Origin of the sequence: Salinicola peritrichatus, from assembly GCF_003206715.1 — a bacterium.
Lineage (GTDB): Bacteria > Pseudomonadota > Gammaproteobacteria > Pseudomonadales > Halomonadaceae > Salinicola > Salinicola peritrichatus.
Window position 1 is genome coordinate 15,240 of sequence record NZ_PZJU01000018.1, and the last position, 12,872, is coordinate 28,111.

Genomic DNA, 12,872 nt, shown 5'->3' on the forward strand with positions numbered 1-12,872 from the left:
CCTATTTCTCCTGCTTCTTCAGGCCCGCCAGACTCGCCAACGTGAGTACCGGGATCGTGATTGCCAGCGCCAGGAAGTAGGGCCATAGCTCGAACATGCCAAGCGACTTGGAAAAGACGCCACGACTGATGGTCAGGAAGTGGCTGGTTGGGTAGAGGTGGCCCACGACTGTCGCGGCACCCTCCAGCGTGGAGACCGGGTGCAGCAACCCTGAGAACTGGATGGCGGGAACCAGGGTGGCGATGGCGGTGCCGAATACCGCGGCGATCTGACTGTTGAGCAGTGCCGAGATCAACAGTCCCAATCCGGTGGCGCAGAGCACGTAGAGCAGAGCCCCCACGCCGAGTACCAGCAGGCTGCCTTTGACGGGTACGTCGAAAACGAAGATCGACAGCAGTACCAACAGCAGGAAGTTGACCATCCCCATGGCCACGTAGGGCAACTGCTTGCCGATAAGGAACTCCAGACGCGTGACCGGAGTGACGTAGAAGTTGATGATCGAACCCAGTTCCTTCTCCCTGACCACGCCGAGTGCGGTGAGCATCGCAGGGATCATCATCAGCAGCAGCGGAATGACCGCCGGCACCATCGCCGGCAGGCTCTGTACATCGGGGTTGTAGCGATAGCGCAGGGCAACGTCGACCGGCTGAGCCGTGTCGCTGCCGGCCTCCCGGGCCAATTGCTGCAGATAGGCGGTATGGATACCTTGCACATAGCCGGTAATCGTCTGGGCCCGGCTCGGCATCGCACCGTCGACCCAGAATGCCACCTCGGGGGAATCGCCGCGCTTGAGATCACGGCCGAACCGGGGCGGAATTTCCACCGCGAGGCTGATCTCTCCACGTTGCAGGCGTTCGTCCATCTCGTCGTAGCTTTGCAACGGTGCCTTTTCGCTGAAGTAGCGTGAGCCGGAGAGATTGAGGGTGTAGTTCTGGCTGGTGGTGGTCTGGTCACGGTCGAGCACGGCGAAGGAAAGATTCTCGACGTCCATGTTGATGCCATAGCCAATGATGAACATCAAAATCAGCGTGCCTGCCAGGGCCAGGGTGGCGCGGATCGGATCGCGCCGCAGCTCCATGCTCTCGCGTCGGGCATAACTCGACAGTCGACGCCAACTGAAGCGGGGCGGCGCGCTCTCCGAGGCGGTGTCGCTGGCTGGAACGACGACGATCTCCCCGTTCGTGGCCGTTGGGGGCTCCGGCGTATCGCTGGCCTCCTTCAGGTACTCGATGAAGGTCTCTTCCAGGTCGTCGTGTCCACGCTTGGCCATCAACGCCTGGGGAGTGTCGCTATCGAGCACTCTGCCGGCGTGCATCAGCGAGATGCGATCGCAGCGCAGCGCCTCGTTCATGAAATGGGTGGAGATGAAGATGGTGACGCTGTCCTCGCGCGACATCCTCACCAGCAGCGACCAGAAACCGTCCCGGGCCACCGGATCGACCCCCGAGGTGGGCTCGTCCAGGATCAGGATTTCCGGTTCGTGCAGCACCGCCACCGCCAGCGAGAGACGCTGTCGGATACCGAGGGGTAGACTCCCCGGCAACTGGTCGGCGACATCGCCCAGGTCGAACTGCTCCAGCAACTGTTGGCGGCGAGTGGCATGCCGCTGTGGCGAGAGCTGGAACAGCCGCGCATGCAGGTCGATGTTCTGGCGCACCGTCAACTCGCCATAGAGCGAAAATGCCTGCGACATGTAACCGACCCGGCGCCGGGTCTCGATATCCCTGGGATCGACCGGCTGGCCGAACAGCGAAGCTTCGCCTTCCTCGAACGACAGCAGACCCGTCAGCATCTTCATGGTGGTGGACTTGCCACAGCCGTTGGAGCCGAGAAAACCGAAGATTTCTCCACGTTCGATGCGAAAGTCGACATGGTCGACGGCGGTGAAATCGCCGAAACGCTTGGTCAGGCCGTGGGCCTCGATCGCCACCTCGGTATCGGTCTGGCGCGGTGGGATCTCCAACTCGACGTGACCCCGGCGTTTCTCCTCGGGCAGCAATTGGACGAAGGCGGCTTCCAGCGAGTTGCAGAGGGTTCGTTCGAGCAGTGCCCCGGGTTCGCCCCGGTCGAGTATCACGCCGGCATCCATGGCGATCAGCCAGTCGAAACCCTGGGCTTCGTCCATATAGGCGGTGGCGACGATCACGCTCATCTGCGGACGCTGCTGGCGTATGCGCGAAATCAGCTCCCAGAACTGACTGCGCGACAGCGGATCGACCCCGGTCGTGGGCTCGTCGAGAATCAACAGGTCGGGATCGTGAATCAGCGCGCAGCAGAGTCCCAGCTTCTGTTTCATGCCGCCGGAGAGCTTGCCCGCCGGCCGCTCGGTGAACTGCTCCAATCCGGTACTGGCGGTCAGTTCGCGGATGCGGCGATCGCGTTCCTGGCCATCCTGGCCGAACAGACGGCCGAAGAACTCGAGATTCTCGCGCACGCTGAGGGTAGGGTAGAGGTTCTTGCCCAGGCCCTGGGGCATATAGGCGATCCGGGGGCCGGTCAGGCGGCGCTGGGTGGCATCGCTCATGTCCGCGCCGAGCACCTGGATCCGCCCCGACTGGATTCGCCGGGCGCCGGCGATCAGCGCCAGCAAGCTGGATTTACCGACTCCATCGGGCCCGATCAGACCGACCATGCGCCGGGCGGGAATCTCCAGGGTCAGGTCGTCGAGCGCGAGGTTGTTGCCATAGCGCAGGGTGATTTCCGACAGGACGGCGACGGTATCCTCGCTCATGAGGCGACGTTCACGCGCAGTTCATCCGGCCACTCGGCGTCCGGGTCGAGCTTCAGATAAGCTTCGCCGGGCAGCCCCGTCTTGACCTGCTGGATATGCTCGTGCAGCAGTTGGGGGGCGATACGGGCGCGGATGCGGAACATCAGTTTTTCCCGCTCGTTTTCGGTTTCCACCGTCTTGGGGGTGAACTGGGCCACGCTGGAGACGAAGCTGACCCTGGCCGGCAGCACGTAACCGGGCGCGGCGTCCAGGATCAGGTGGACTTCGTCGCCGAGGGCGACCCGGCCGGCCTGGCTGGTGGGCAGGAAGAAGGTCATGTAGACGTCGGTGAGATCGACCAGGTTGAGCACCTTGCCACCGGCCGCGAGCACCTCGCCGGGTTCCACCACACGATACTGCACCCGGGCCAGACGGTCGGAACGCAGCAGGCTGTCCTCGATGTCCGATTGCACCCGCTCGACGCTGGCCTGGGCCGCGGCGATCGCCGACTGCGCTTCGATCACCTGGGAGCGGGCCGCGGCCACACTGGCCTGGGCCGCCGAGACCTGGGCCCGGGAAGCCGCCAATGCCGCCTGGGCGCTCTGCATCGCGGCACGATCGTCGTCGACCTGCTGGTGAGAGATCACGTTGCGCTCGAGCAAGGCGTTGGAACGTTCGAAGCGCTTCCGGGCGGCGTTGAGTTCGGCTTCGCGTTGATGCACCGTCGCTTCGGCGGCGGCCTGGTTGCTCTCGTTCTGGGCCACCCCGGCGCGAGCGGTCTGCAGGGCGTTGCGGCTGCGTTGCAGCTCCGCCTCGGTCTGGCGCCGCTCGGCTTCCAAACTCTGGGTATCCATGCGAGCCACCACCTGGCCAGGTTCCACGAAGTCGCCCTCTTTGACCAGGATTTCCGTCACCCGTCCGGCGAGCTTGGTGGCGACATCGATCTCGGTCGCCTCGATGCGTCCGTTGCCACTGGCGATGGCATCGCCGTAGCCCTGGGGTTTCAGCATTTGCCAGGCCAGCGCTCCCGCCACGGCCACCACGACCACGGCGATCGATGCTCGAATCAGGAGTCGCTTCTGCTTGGGGGTCATCGTGGCGCGTCCTCGTGGCGTCGTTGTCGGCAAGGGGAAGTGATCAAGGCGGGAGCATGATCACGCAAAATCGTGGCACATTCCCCGTGACATAACCGCGCAACCCGCGGTCGATGACGGAAAAAGGCTTGCTGTTCAGGCCGGCTCCGATCGTTCCTCAGCCTTAACGTAACGGTATCGCCTTCGAACTGCCAGCCTGGCCGCTTCGGCAAGTCGTTCCCCAGTCTTGCCTGCGGCAATTTTACCCTTGTGGTGGCCAGATATCTGGAGTTGAGTGGAGGCGTCGACATGCGAATGCCGACTCCGTATCCAATCGAACCGGCCCTGGGCCGAGATGAGGAGGGAGGTATGTCCGATGTCATGAAGGCGGCGGTTGTCCACGCGTTTGGCCAGCCGCTAGCGATCGAAGAGGTGCCAGTGCCGCAACCCGGGCCGGGAGAGGTGCTGGTCAAGATCAAGGCCAGCGGTGTCTGTCACACCGATCTGCACGCCGCCCATGGAGATTGGCCGGTCAAGCCGACACCTCCTTTCATTCCGGGGCACGAGGGCGCCGGCGTAGTCGTTGCCCTGGGCGATGGCGTCACGCATCTCAAGGAGGGCGATTCCGTCGGCATCGCGTGGCTGCACGACGCCTGTGGGCACTGCGAATTCTGCCTCACCGGATGGGAGACGCTGTGCGAAAGCCAGAACATGAGCGGTTATACCGTCAACGGTAGCTTCGCCGAGTACGCCATCGGCAACGCCGACTATGTCGCACGCTTGCCGGAAGGTGTCGACTATGCCGCCATCGCGCCGATCCTGTGTGCCGGCATCACCACCTACAAAGGTATCAAGGAGACCGACGCCAAGCCGGGGGAGTGGGTCGCGATCTCCGGTATCGGCGGCCTGGGCCACGTGGCGGTGCAGTATGCCAAGGCGATGGGCCTGCACGTGGTGGCGCTGGACGTCTCTCCAGAGAAGCTAGACCTGGCCAAACGGCTCGGTGCCGATGTCGCGGTCAATGCCCGGGACGATGACGCCGTCGATCAGGTGATCGCCGCGACGCAAGGCGGTGCGCACGGGGTGCTGGTCACCGCGGTTTCGGTGCCGGCTTTCAATCAGGCGCTCAACTACGTGCGTCGCAAGGGGACCATCAGCCTCAACGGTCTGCCGCCGGGAGAGTTCGAGACACCGATCTTCGACGTCGTGCTGAAGCGCATTACCTTGCGCGGTTCCATCGTCGGGACGCGCAACGATATGGCGGAGGCCTTGCGCTTTGCCGCCGAGGGCAAGGTCAAGACCCATATCCACAAGGCCAAGCTCGAGGATGTCAATCAGATCTTCAGCGATCTCGAGAACGGCACCGTAGATGGCCGCATGGTCATGGTCATGGAGTGACTCTTGGCGGTTGCTTTGACAATCAATGGTAATGGACGTAGGGGCGCTTTCCTGGAGTGGTGGCGGCAATCAGCCCACCATTCCGGGGAAGCGCCTCGCCATGTTGCCCGAACTCCCGTTCAGCTTTGTTCCGTGCTTCTTGCCTTGTCCCCGGTGACCGTCGTCTTGGCTTCGGTCCCGGTTCCGCCCTGTGTGGATGTCTCGAGCAGACTCTCGATGGCTTGCCGGTATTGCCGATAGCTGTCGCTGTCGAACTCGGCATAGTTGAGGTTGCGGAACAGGTCGGTGAAGCGGGTGAAGGTCTCGCGGATGCGCTGTTTGCCATCGAACGTCAGCGGTGCATCGATCAGCCGCATCAGCAGTTCGATCGTAGCCTTCTGACGATCGAGAGAGGTGGAGGCATCGACCTTGTCGAAGGCGTCCTGCTGCAGGTAGACCATGTCGATCAGCAATGCCTTCTGCTGGGTCAGGAAGTCGGCATCGCCGATCCCTTCCTCGCCGGTGACCTGCATCATGCGCTGGATCTCGTCGCCTTCATGGAGCAACGCCTTGAGCCGGTCGATGTCGGCCTGCCAGTGTTCGCCCATGGTCTTGCGGAACCAGGCGGAAAGCTGGTCGGCATAGCGCGACCAGGAGATCAGCGGGTCGACGGCGGGGTAGAAGCGCTTGTAGGCGCGATCGTAGCTCAGGCCGAGAAAGGTCTTGACGGTGCTCAGCGTGCCCTGGGTCACCGGCTCCTCGAAGTTGCCGCCGGCGGGGGAGACGGTACCGATCAGGGTCAGGCTGCCGCTCTCCTCATGGGCGGTACCGAGCACGCCGGCGCGTTCGTAGAGCTTGCGGATCGATGACTCGAGGTAGGCGGGGAACGCTTCCTCGCCGGGAATCTCCTCCAGCCGCCCGGAAGTCTCGCGCATCGCCTGGGCCCAGCGCGAGGTGGAATCGGCGATCAACAGCACGTCGTAGCCCATCTGCCGGTAGTATTCGCCGAGTGTCGTGCCGGTATGGATCGAAGCCTCGCGCGCGGCGACCGGCATCGAGGAGGTATTGCAGACGATGATGGTGCGGTCCATCAGCGTGCCGCCGGTGCGAGGGTCCGCCAATTGCGGGTATTCGGTGATGGTCTCCACCACTTCCCCGGCGCGTTCGCCACAGGCCACGATGATCACGATATCGACGTCCGAATAACGCGAGATCAGGTTCTGCAGCACCGTCTTGCCGGCGCCGAAGGGACCGGGAATGCAGGCGGTGCCGCCCTTGGCGATGGGAAAGAAGGTGTCGATCAGGCGGATGGTGGTGGTCAGCGGGGTCTCGGGATAGCGCCTTTCGATCTGGCCTTGGTCGACCAGTTCCTGGCTCAGCGGATGGCGTACCGGCCAGTGCTGGGTCATGGTCACCGGATGCTCGCTGCCCGCCTCGTCGACCAGCCGAGCGACGACGGTATCGATGGTGAAGGTCCCGGCCTGGATCCAGGCCACCTTGAAGCTTCCGCGCAGCGCGAAGGGGACGAAGATCCGATGACTGAAGCGACCCTCCTGGACCGTGCCCAGCACGTCTCCGGAAACGACCTCGTCGCCGCTGCGCACGTGGGCTTCGAACGACCACTCGCGCTTGTCGTCCAGCGCGCGCTCCTCGGTGCCGCGCTGGAGAAAGGTGCCACCGCGTTCCAGCAGGCGTGGCAGCGGGTTTTGCAGGCCATCGTAGATCTGCCCCAGCAGGCCGGGGCCGAGTTCCACCGTCAACTGTTCGCCGCTCTGGATCACCGGGTCGCCGACCCCCAGGTTGCGGGTATCCTCGTAGACCTGGACGTCGGCCTGGCCGCCGCGAACCCGAAGTACCTCGGCCTTGAGCAGCGTGCGGGCCATGCCGGCATCCGGGGGTGGGCAGAGATAGACCACCTCGTTCTTGATCAGACTGCCCTGGGCAGTATCGTCGAGCATGATGGTAACGACGTCGTCGTTGATGGCGACGACCCTGGCGGTGGCGTCCGTCGGCGTCCCGGGGGCCGGCGTTGGGGAAGTGGCAGCCTGTGTCATGATGCGTTGGTCTCGAAGTGAGTGACGAAATCCTGGGCGGGAATGGCATCCACCCACCGCAGGAAGCGCTCGCGGGCGACATCGGTATCGCGTGGGGCGGCACGCTCCACCAGCCACCAGCGGTAGAGATAGAGCATGACATCCTCCAGTCCATAGGGATGGTCGGCGCGCTGGCGGCTGAAATGAGCCCAGGCGATCTCGACCAGCGCGCGTTCCAGTACCTCGGCGCGTTCACTGGATACCTGAGCGGCAAGGGACTCCAGGTAGGCATGGCGGTGGTCGAGTTGGAACAGCGGGTGCGACCAGTGACGCACCAACTGGCGGCCCACCGTTGGCAACTCGGCCAGGGGGCCGGGCGCGATGCCACCGTGCTGGCGCAAGCGCAGGGCAGCGGTGAGGCCGTTGAGGGTCAGCCACCACTGCAGCCAGGCATGGGGTCGGCTCAGGGGATCGAGTTTTCCCAGCAGTTGGCGAGCACTGCGCAGCAACGCCACGTCGTCGTCGAAATGCCCCAGCCGCTGCGGAACCAGCAGGCGCTCCAATGCGTCGATCCAGGCCCGATCCTGTGTCTCCAGCAGGCCGAGGCGCTGTTCGAGCTGGACCCGCGTGATCGGCAGGCGCTGGTACTCATAAGGCCGTGGCAGGTGCGGCAAAGAACTCAGCAGCATGGTGTAGCGATAGGCGGTGAACGACAAACCGACCTCCTTACGATTGCGCATCCATCAACCGGTACCGCGCTTTCCCGGCCCTTGAATCAATTGACCACCCCTTCCAGCAGGGCACGAAAACGCGGCTGCAGGTGGCGCAACAACATCGCGGCGATCGCCTCGTCGCTCAGGTCGACCTCGACCTGCCCGTTTTCGAGCACGAAGCGCACCCCGGCGGCGACCGTCTTGTCGCCCTTGAGCACGATGCCGCGTTCCAGCATCTTGCCGGCGACTTCCGCCAGCAGCGCCGGCAGCGGGCCCTCGTGCAGTGCCTTGGAATTGGCGCGCAACTCCTCGACGCCAACCACCCGTTCCGGCAGCAGAGCCTTGCCCTTCAAGTCTGGCGGAACCGGTTCACGGCCGGCCGCCTCCAGAATCAGTCGCGACAGCATCTCCGGAGACTCCAGCGACTCCCGGATCAGTGTCTGCAACTCGCGGGCGAACTGCTTGGCGAAAGTATCCTTGGCGGTCAGACAGAGATCGCGATAGGCCAACTGCAGCGCCTGGTGGCCGGATTGCCTCAGGGCCTCGGCCTCGGCCTCGGCCGCCGCGCGCACCGCGGTCGCCTCCTCCTCGGCCTGCTTGACCAGCCACTCGGCGCGTTGCTGCGCCTCCTCGATCATCTGCGTGGCTTGCTGGCGTCCCGCTTCGACGCCCTGCTCGCGCAGGCTGTCGATCAGCGCCTGGATGCCTTGGCTATTCGACTCGGCGGAAGAACTCATGGGTTGGCCTCAATCCGGTAACGATCCGCTCAGCACGAGCGCGAAGACGAAGGTGAACACCGCGAACCCCTCGACGATGGCCGCCGGCGCCAGCGACATGCCGAAGACCTCCGGCTTGTGCTTGGAGGCATCGATGGCACTGACCAGGGAACGTCCCTGGTAGATGCCGTTGAACAGAAACGCGATACCCGAAAGCAGGCCGATGGCGGCGATGCCGGCACCGTTGGCCACGGTAACCTCGCGGTTGAGCGTGAACATGATCACGATGCCGAGGATCGCCTGGGTCGAGGGCATCGCGGCAACGCCGATGAACTTGCCGTAGCCGCTCTCGACATCCAGCATCGCCCCGGCGGCGGCCTGGCCGGCCAGGGTACAGCCGATCGAACTGGCGATCGTACCTAGGGCAACCGGGGCATAGATGCCCATCCATCCGAGCACCAGAATCACTTGATCCACGTCGACTCCTCCTTGTTGGCGAATGCACGATAGGGGCGGCCCTCGCCATGAACGCCCCAGCGTAGGAATTCGATCAGATTGAGGCGCAGGCCATGGACGACGCCGCCCATCAGCGCCAGCGCGAAATTGAGCACGTGCCCGAGCAGCAGGATCATCAGGAAGGCCAGCGTGCCGCCGCCATCCAGGCCGTCGCGCGCTTGCAGCGCGAGCTGATTGAAGGTGACCGCCAGCGAGGCACTGGAGAGCCCTAGCGCGAACAGTCGCATGTAGCTCAAGGCGTTGCCGAAAGCCTGGGTCAGTTCGGCCAGCGAGGTCAGTCCACCGGTCAGGTGTTCGAGCCGGTGGCGCCAGGTATCGAAGGGCGCCTCGCTGGAGAAGCCCAGTACGAGCAGGGCGCCGGCGATCAGGCCATAGGGCCAGGGTGTGTCGAACAACGGCGCGGGTATCGTCTGCTGGGTCGACCGCCACAGCAGGAAGCCACAGGCCAGCATCGCGACCCAGCCGAGATAGCCCAGTGCCCGCCAGCGGGGCCGGGCGTACCAGCCGGCGATGGCGTTGGCCAGGATCAGGTGGAGTACGCCGACTGCGATCGACAGCGTCATCATGGTGCCGAAGTCGTCCATGTCGAGCCAATGCAACCGGTCGAGCCAAGAATCCGCTGGCGGGGTGACACCGAAGTAGCTGCCCACCACCACGCCGTAGATCAGCGAAACGCCGAACATCGACAGTCCCAGGTTGCCCAGGCGGCGACCGGTACGACTGTGCTTCCAGCGCGGCCGGGCGAGCAGGCAGAGCAGCCCGCCCGCGAGCGCATAGCCGGCATCGGCGAGGATCACGGCGAAGAACAGCGAGAACGAGAAGAACAGCATCATCGACGGGTCCCAACTACGATAGCCGGGCAGTTGGAAGAATTTCAGCGCTTCCTCTCCGCCCGCCGCCCACTCCGGGTTGTCGAGCAGGATCGGCGGTTCCTCGCCGGGTTCGGGCGGGCGATGAACCAGAGCAGCGCGAGACACTTCGCACAGCGACTCCAGCGCCGGAATCCGGTCGGCGGGCACCCAGGCTTCCAGCACGAACAGGTCATCGTCGTCATGGCTGGCGCGTTCCACCTGGCCCAGTGCATCGGCGTTGCTGGCCTGGGCGACCTGACCGGCCAGGTAGCGGATCCATTGGGTCAACAGGTAGCGTTCGGCATCGAGTTGCTCCAGTTCGGCCTGCAGCGAGGTCTCCTCGGCGTTCATTGCGCGTAGCGACAGGCCTCCGGTATGGGAGCGCTCGAACGGAACCTGCTCCGGGGCGGGCTCGGTAGGGGAGATCACCACCAGATAGAGTTGGCGGTGGTCCCGGTTGACCACCACCCAGGGCAGCGCGATATCGGTGACGGCGTGGCGCTGTCCCAGCGGCACCAGATAGAACCAGAATCGCTGGCCGCCGATGGCATCGAACTCGGGGAATTCGAACTCGCCCCAGGGCAGCAGTTCCTGGCGGTGGCGATGGAGCAGGGTCAGGCGATCCTGAATTTGCTCGCGCTGGCTGCGGTTATCATGAATCTCTCGCAGCAGGGGCCTGAGTTCGGGGCGGCTATCCGGCCAGTGCAGGCGTCGTCGCTGAGGGCAGGCCAGCAGATAGTCCAGGGCCTCGAGCAACTGCACGTGGTCGCGATGGGGCTCACCGCTGCTGAGGTTGCGAGTATCGACGTGGGCGACGCCGGCGGCCTGGAGCTGGCGCAGCACGTCGCGCTTGTACCGGCGGCTGCCGATCAGGGTGGCTCGGCGCATGCTGACGATGCTCATCGCTTGCCCTCCGCGGCGTGCTTCTGCTTGGCCAGCTTGGAACGCACCACCGCAGCGCGTTCCTGGTCGGCGAGATAGAGATCGATGCGCGCGATCTGGTGGCTGACCGTCGGTATCATCACCTTGGAAAAGAGATTGACGCGCTGGGTCACCGTACGGCTGGCCTCGTCCAGCAGCGCGAGCCGCCGTTCCATCACCTGGGTTTCGATGCGTAGTCGCAGCATCGTCTCGCTGCGTTCGACCAGGCGCTCCATCCAGTGCGCCTGGCTGAGCAAGCCATAGGCGTGGCGCTCGATGTCGATACCCTCCAGGCGTGGCAGGGTGACGCCGACCAGGTTCTCCTCCACCACCCGCACGCCGGAAACCTGCAGCGGCGCTTGCGGCAGCGGCATGTCGTCGGCCAGCATCGACAGTTCCTCGCCGACCTCCGCCTGCAATGCCTCCCTCTGTTCGCGCAACTCGTGCATGCGTGACTGCGCCTGCTTCTGCAGCATCAGCAGCATGCGTTGCTTCATTTCCAGCGCCGGCAGATAGCGCTGGTACATTTCCCGCTGTCGTTTAAGACGACTGAGCGAGCTCTTGTTCAGCGTCGGCGTTGTCGTCTGCATGGTCGGGCCAGTAGGTGTCCTTGAGGGATTGCTTGATGACGATCTCGTCGCGCTCGAAACACTCGGCCAGCAGGGCCCAGCAGGCATCCAGCGCGGATTCCAGCGGCATCTGCACGTCGAGCCGCATGAAGCGCTCACGGAAGGCGGTGGCGAAGCGCAGCAGCTTGCGGTCGAACGGCGACAGATCGAAGGCCATGGACTGTTTCTGCTCGGCTTCGACGCCTTCGGCATAGTAGCGGATCATCGTGTTCATGATCTGGCTGTGATCCTCGCGGGTCTGCTTGCCGACCACATTCTGTTTGAGACGCGACAGCGAGCCGAACGGGTCGATCACGCCATCGTGGAGATAGAACTGGCCCTCGGTGATATAGCCGGTGTTGTCCGGCACCGGATGGGTGACGTCGTTGCCGGGCATGGTCGTCACGCTGAGAATGGTGACCGAACCGGCGCCCTTGTAATCGCAGGCCTTCTCGTAGCGGCGCGCGAGCTGCGAGTAGAGGTCGCCCATGTAGCCACGGTTGGAGGGAATGTGCTCCATGGCGATACCGAGCTCCTTGAGCGCGTCGGCGAACGCGGTCATGTCCGACAGCAGCACCAGCACCCGCTTGCCTTCCTCCACCGCCAGGTGTTCCGCCACCGCCAGCGCGAGATCGGGAATCAGCGTGCGCTCGACCACAGGGTCCGAGGCCAGGTTGGCGAACATCACGCTGCGTGACAGCACCCCGGCATCCTCGAATGCCTTGCGGAAGGTATGGAAGTCGTCGTAGATCAGGCCGATGCCGCCGAACACCACCACGTCGGCGTCGGCCTGGATGCCGATACGCGCCATCAGCGCGTTGTGGGGTTCGCCGGCCACCGAGAAGATCGGAATCTTCTGGCTTTCCACCAGGCAATTGAAGACATCGATCATCGGGATGTCGGTGCGGATCATGCGCGAGGCGAGAATGCGCGCCATCGGGTTGACGGTGGGGCCGGCGATCTCCACCCGTGGGTCCTCGTCGAGCCGGGGGCCGAAATCCACCGGCTGGCCGGCACCGTTGAACACCCGGCCGAAAATGTTGGTGGAGTAGATCGCCTGCATCAACTGACCGAGAAAACGCACCTGGGCCCGATTGGACAGCCCCTGGGTACCGGCGAACACCTGCAGCGAGACCCGGTCGCGGTCGATGCGCGCCACCTGGGCCAGCGAAAACGCGCGGCCATCCTGTTCGATCATCGCCAGTTCGCGGTTGCGGGGCAGAATGCCCAGGCGCTGGGCGGATTGGGCGTCGACCTCGACGATATCGCCGACGATCGACAGGATGCCGCGGAAGGAAGTCGATTCGCGTGTCATGAGAGGATACTGCTCCTGTTCCCGAATCTTGCGACGGTG

Annotated in this window: 10 protein-coding genes; 1 reads left to right on the forward strand and 9 read right to left on the reverse strand. The window is 64.3% G+C overall.

The genetic code is table 11. The features are described 5' to 3' along the window. Position 1: 1 nt before the first annotated feature. Complete coding sequence (gene rbbA / locus DOM57_RS07890) at positions 2 to 2,731, reverse strand: ribosome-associated ATPase/putative transporter RbbA (protein ID WP_110648681.1); 2,730 nt, start codon at positions 2,729 to 2,731, stop codon at positions 2 to 4. Then, complete coding sequence (locus DOM57_RS07895) at positions 2,728 to 3,804, reverse strand: HlyD family secretion protein (RefSeq protein WP_110648682.1); 1,077 nt, start codon at positions 3,802 to 3,804, stop codon at positions 2,728 to 2,730. The genes rbbA and DOM57_RS07895 overlap by 4 nt, the downstream gene beginning before the upstream one ends. A gap of 348 nt (positions 3,805 to 4,152) precedes the next feature. Here DOM57_RS07895 and adhP point away from each other — a divergent pair, with 348 nt between their 5' ends. Continuing rightward, on the forward strand, positions 4,153 to 5,181 hold the full coding sequence (gene adhP, locus DOM57_RS07900) for an alcohol dehydrogenase AdhP (RefSeq protein ID WP_110648683.1): 1,029 nt from the start codon (positions 4,153 to 4,155) through the stop codon (positions 5,179 to 5,181). Positions 5,182 to 5,300: 119 nt separating this feature from the next. Here the strand turns inward: adhP and DOM57_RS07905 are convergent, their stop codons facing one another. The 7 genes from DOM57_RS07905 to DOM57_RS07935 are packed head-to-tail and all read right to left on the reverse strand — an operon-like array spanning position 5,301 to position 12,833. Then, positions 5,301 to 7,214: a V-type ATP synthase subunit A gene (locus DOM57_RS07905; protein WP_110648684.1), complete on the reverse strand. Its 1,914-nt coding sequence runs from the start codon at positions 7,212 to 7,214 to the stop codon at positions 5,301 to 5,303. Further along, complete coding sequence (locus DOM57_RS07910) at positions 7,211 to 7,933, reverse strand: hypothetical protein (protein ID WP_162619481.1); 723 nt, start codon at positions 7,931 to 7,933, stop codon at positions 7,211 to 7,213. The genes DOM57_RS07905 and DOM57_RS07910 overlap by 4 nt, the downstream gene beginning before the upstream one ends. A gap of 35 nt (positions 7,934 to 7,968) precedes the next feature. Further along, entirely contained in the window at positions 7,969 to 8,643 is a 675-nt protein-coding gene (locus tag DOM57_RS21755) for a hypothetical protein (RefSeq protein ID WP_162619482.1), read from the reverse strand. 9 nt (positions 8,644 to 8,652) lie between these two features. After that, the gene (locus DOM57_RS07920) at positions 8,653 to 9,099 is read right to left on the reverse strand and encodes an ATP synthase subunit C (RefSeq protein WP_110648687.1); all 447 of its coding nucleotides are present in this window, start codon (positions 9,097 to 9,099) and stop codon (positions 8,653 to 8,655) included. Continuing rightward, positions 9,087 to 10,892, reverse strand: a complete 1,806-nt coding sequence (locus DOM57_RS07925) for a V-type ATP synthase subunit I (RefSeq protein ID WP_110648688.1) — start codon at positions 10,890 to 10,892, stop codon at positions 9,087 to 9,089. The genes DOM57_RS07920 and DOM57_RS07925 overlap by 13 nt, the downstream gene beginning before the upstream one ends. Then, positions 10,889 to 11,437, reverse strand: a complete 549-nt coding sequence (locus DOM57_RS07930) for a V-type ATP synthase subunit D (protein ID WP_162619483.1) — start codon at positions 11,435 to 11,437, stop codon at positions 10,889 to 10,891. Before DOM57_RS07930 ends, DOM57_RS07925 begins: the two co-directional genes overlap by 4 nt. Before the next feature lie 13 nt (positions 11,438 to 11,450). After that, the gene (locus DOM57_RS07935) at positions 11,451 to 12,833 is read right to left on the reverse strand and encodes a V-type ATP synthase subunit B (RefSeq protein WP_110648690.1); all 1,383 of its coding nucleotides are present in this window, start codon (positions 12,831 to 12,833) and stop codon (positions 11,451 to 11,453) included. Positions 12,834 to 12,872 lie beyond the last annotated feature (39 nt).

Coding starts and splice junctions, on each gene's coding strand:
- DOM57_RS07935 (WP_110648690.1), bottom strand. CDS start 12,833: ATGACACGCGAATCGACTTCCTTCCGCGGCATCCTGTCGATCGTCGGC.
- DOM57_RS07925 (WP_110648688.1), bottom strand. CDS start 10,892: ATGAGCATCGTCAGCATGCGCCGAGCCACCCTGATCGGCAGCCGCCGG.
- DOM57_RS07930 (WP_162619483.1), bottom strand. CDS start 11,437: ATGTACCAGCGCTATCTGCCGGCGCTGGAAATGAAGCAACGCATGCTG.
- adhP (WP_110648683.1), top strand. CDS start 4,153: ATGTCCGATGTCATGAAGGCGGCGGTTGTCCACGCGTTTGGCCAGCCG.
- DOM57_RS07905 (WP_110648684.1), bottom strand. CDS start 7,214: ATGACACAGGCTGCCACTTCCCCAACGCCGGCCCCCGGGACGCCGACG.
- DOM57_RS07895 (WP_110648682.1), bottom strand. CDS start 3,804: ATGACCCCCAAGCAGAAGCGACTCCTGATTCGAGCATCGATCGCCGTG.
- DOM57_RS21755 (WP_162619482.1), bottom strand. CDS start 8,643: ATGAGTTCTTCCGCCGAGTCGAATAGCCAAGGCATCCAGGCGCTGATC.
- rbbA (WP_110648681.1), bottom strand. CDS start 2,731: ATGAGCGAGGATACCGTCGCCGTCCTGTCGGAAATCACCCTGCGCTAT.
- DOM57_RS07910 (WP_162619481.1), bottom strand. CDS start 7,933: ATGCGCAATCGTAAGGAGGTCGGTTTGTCGTTCACCGCCTATCGCTAC.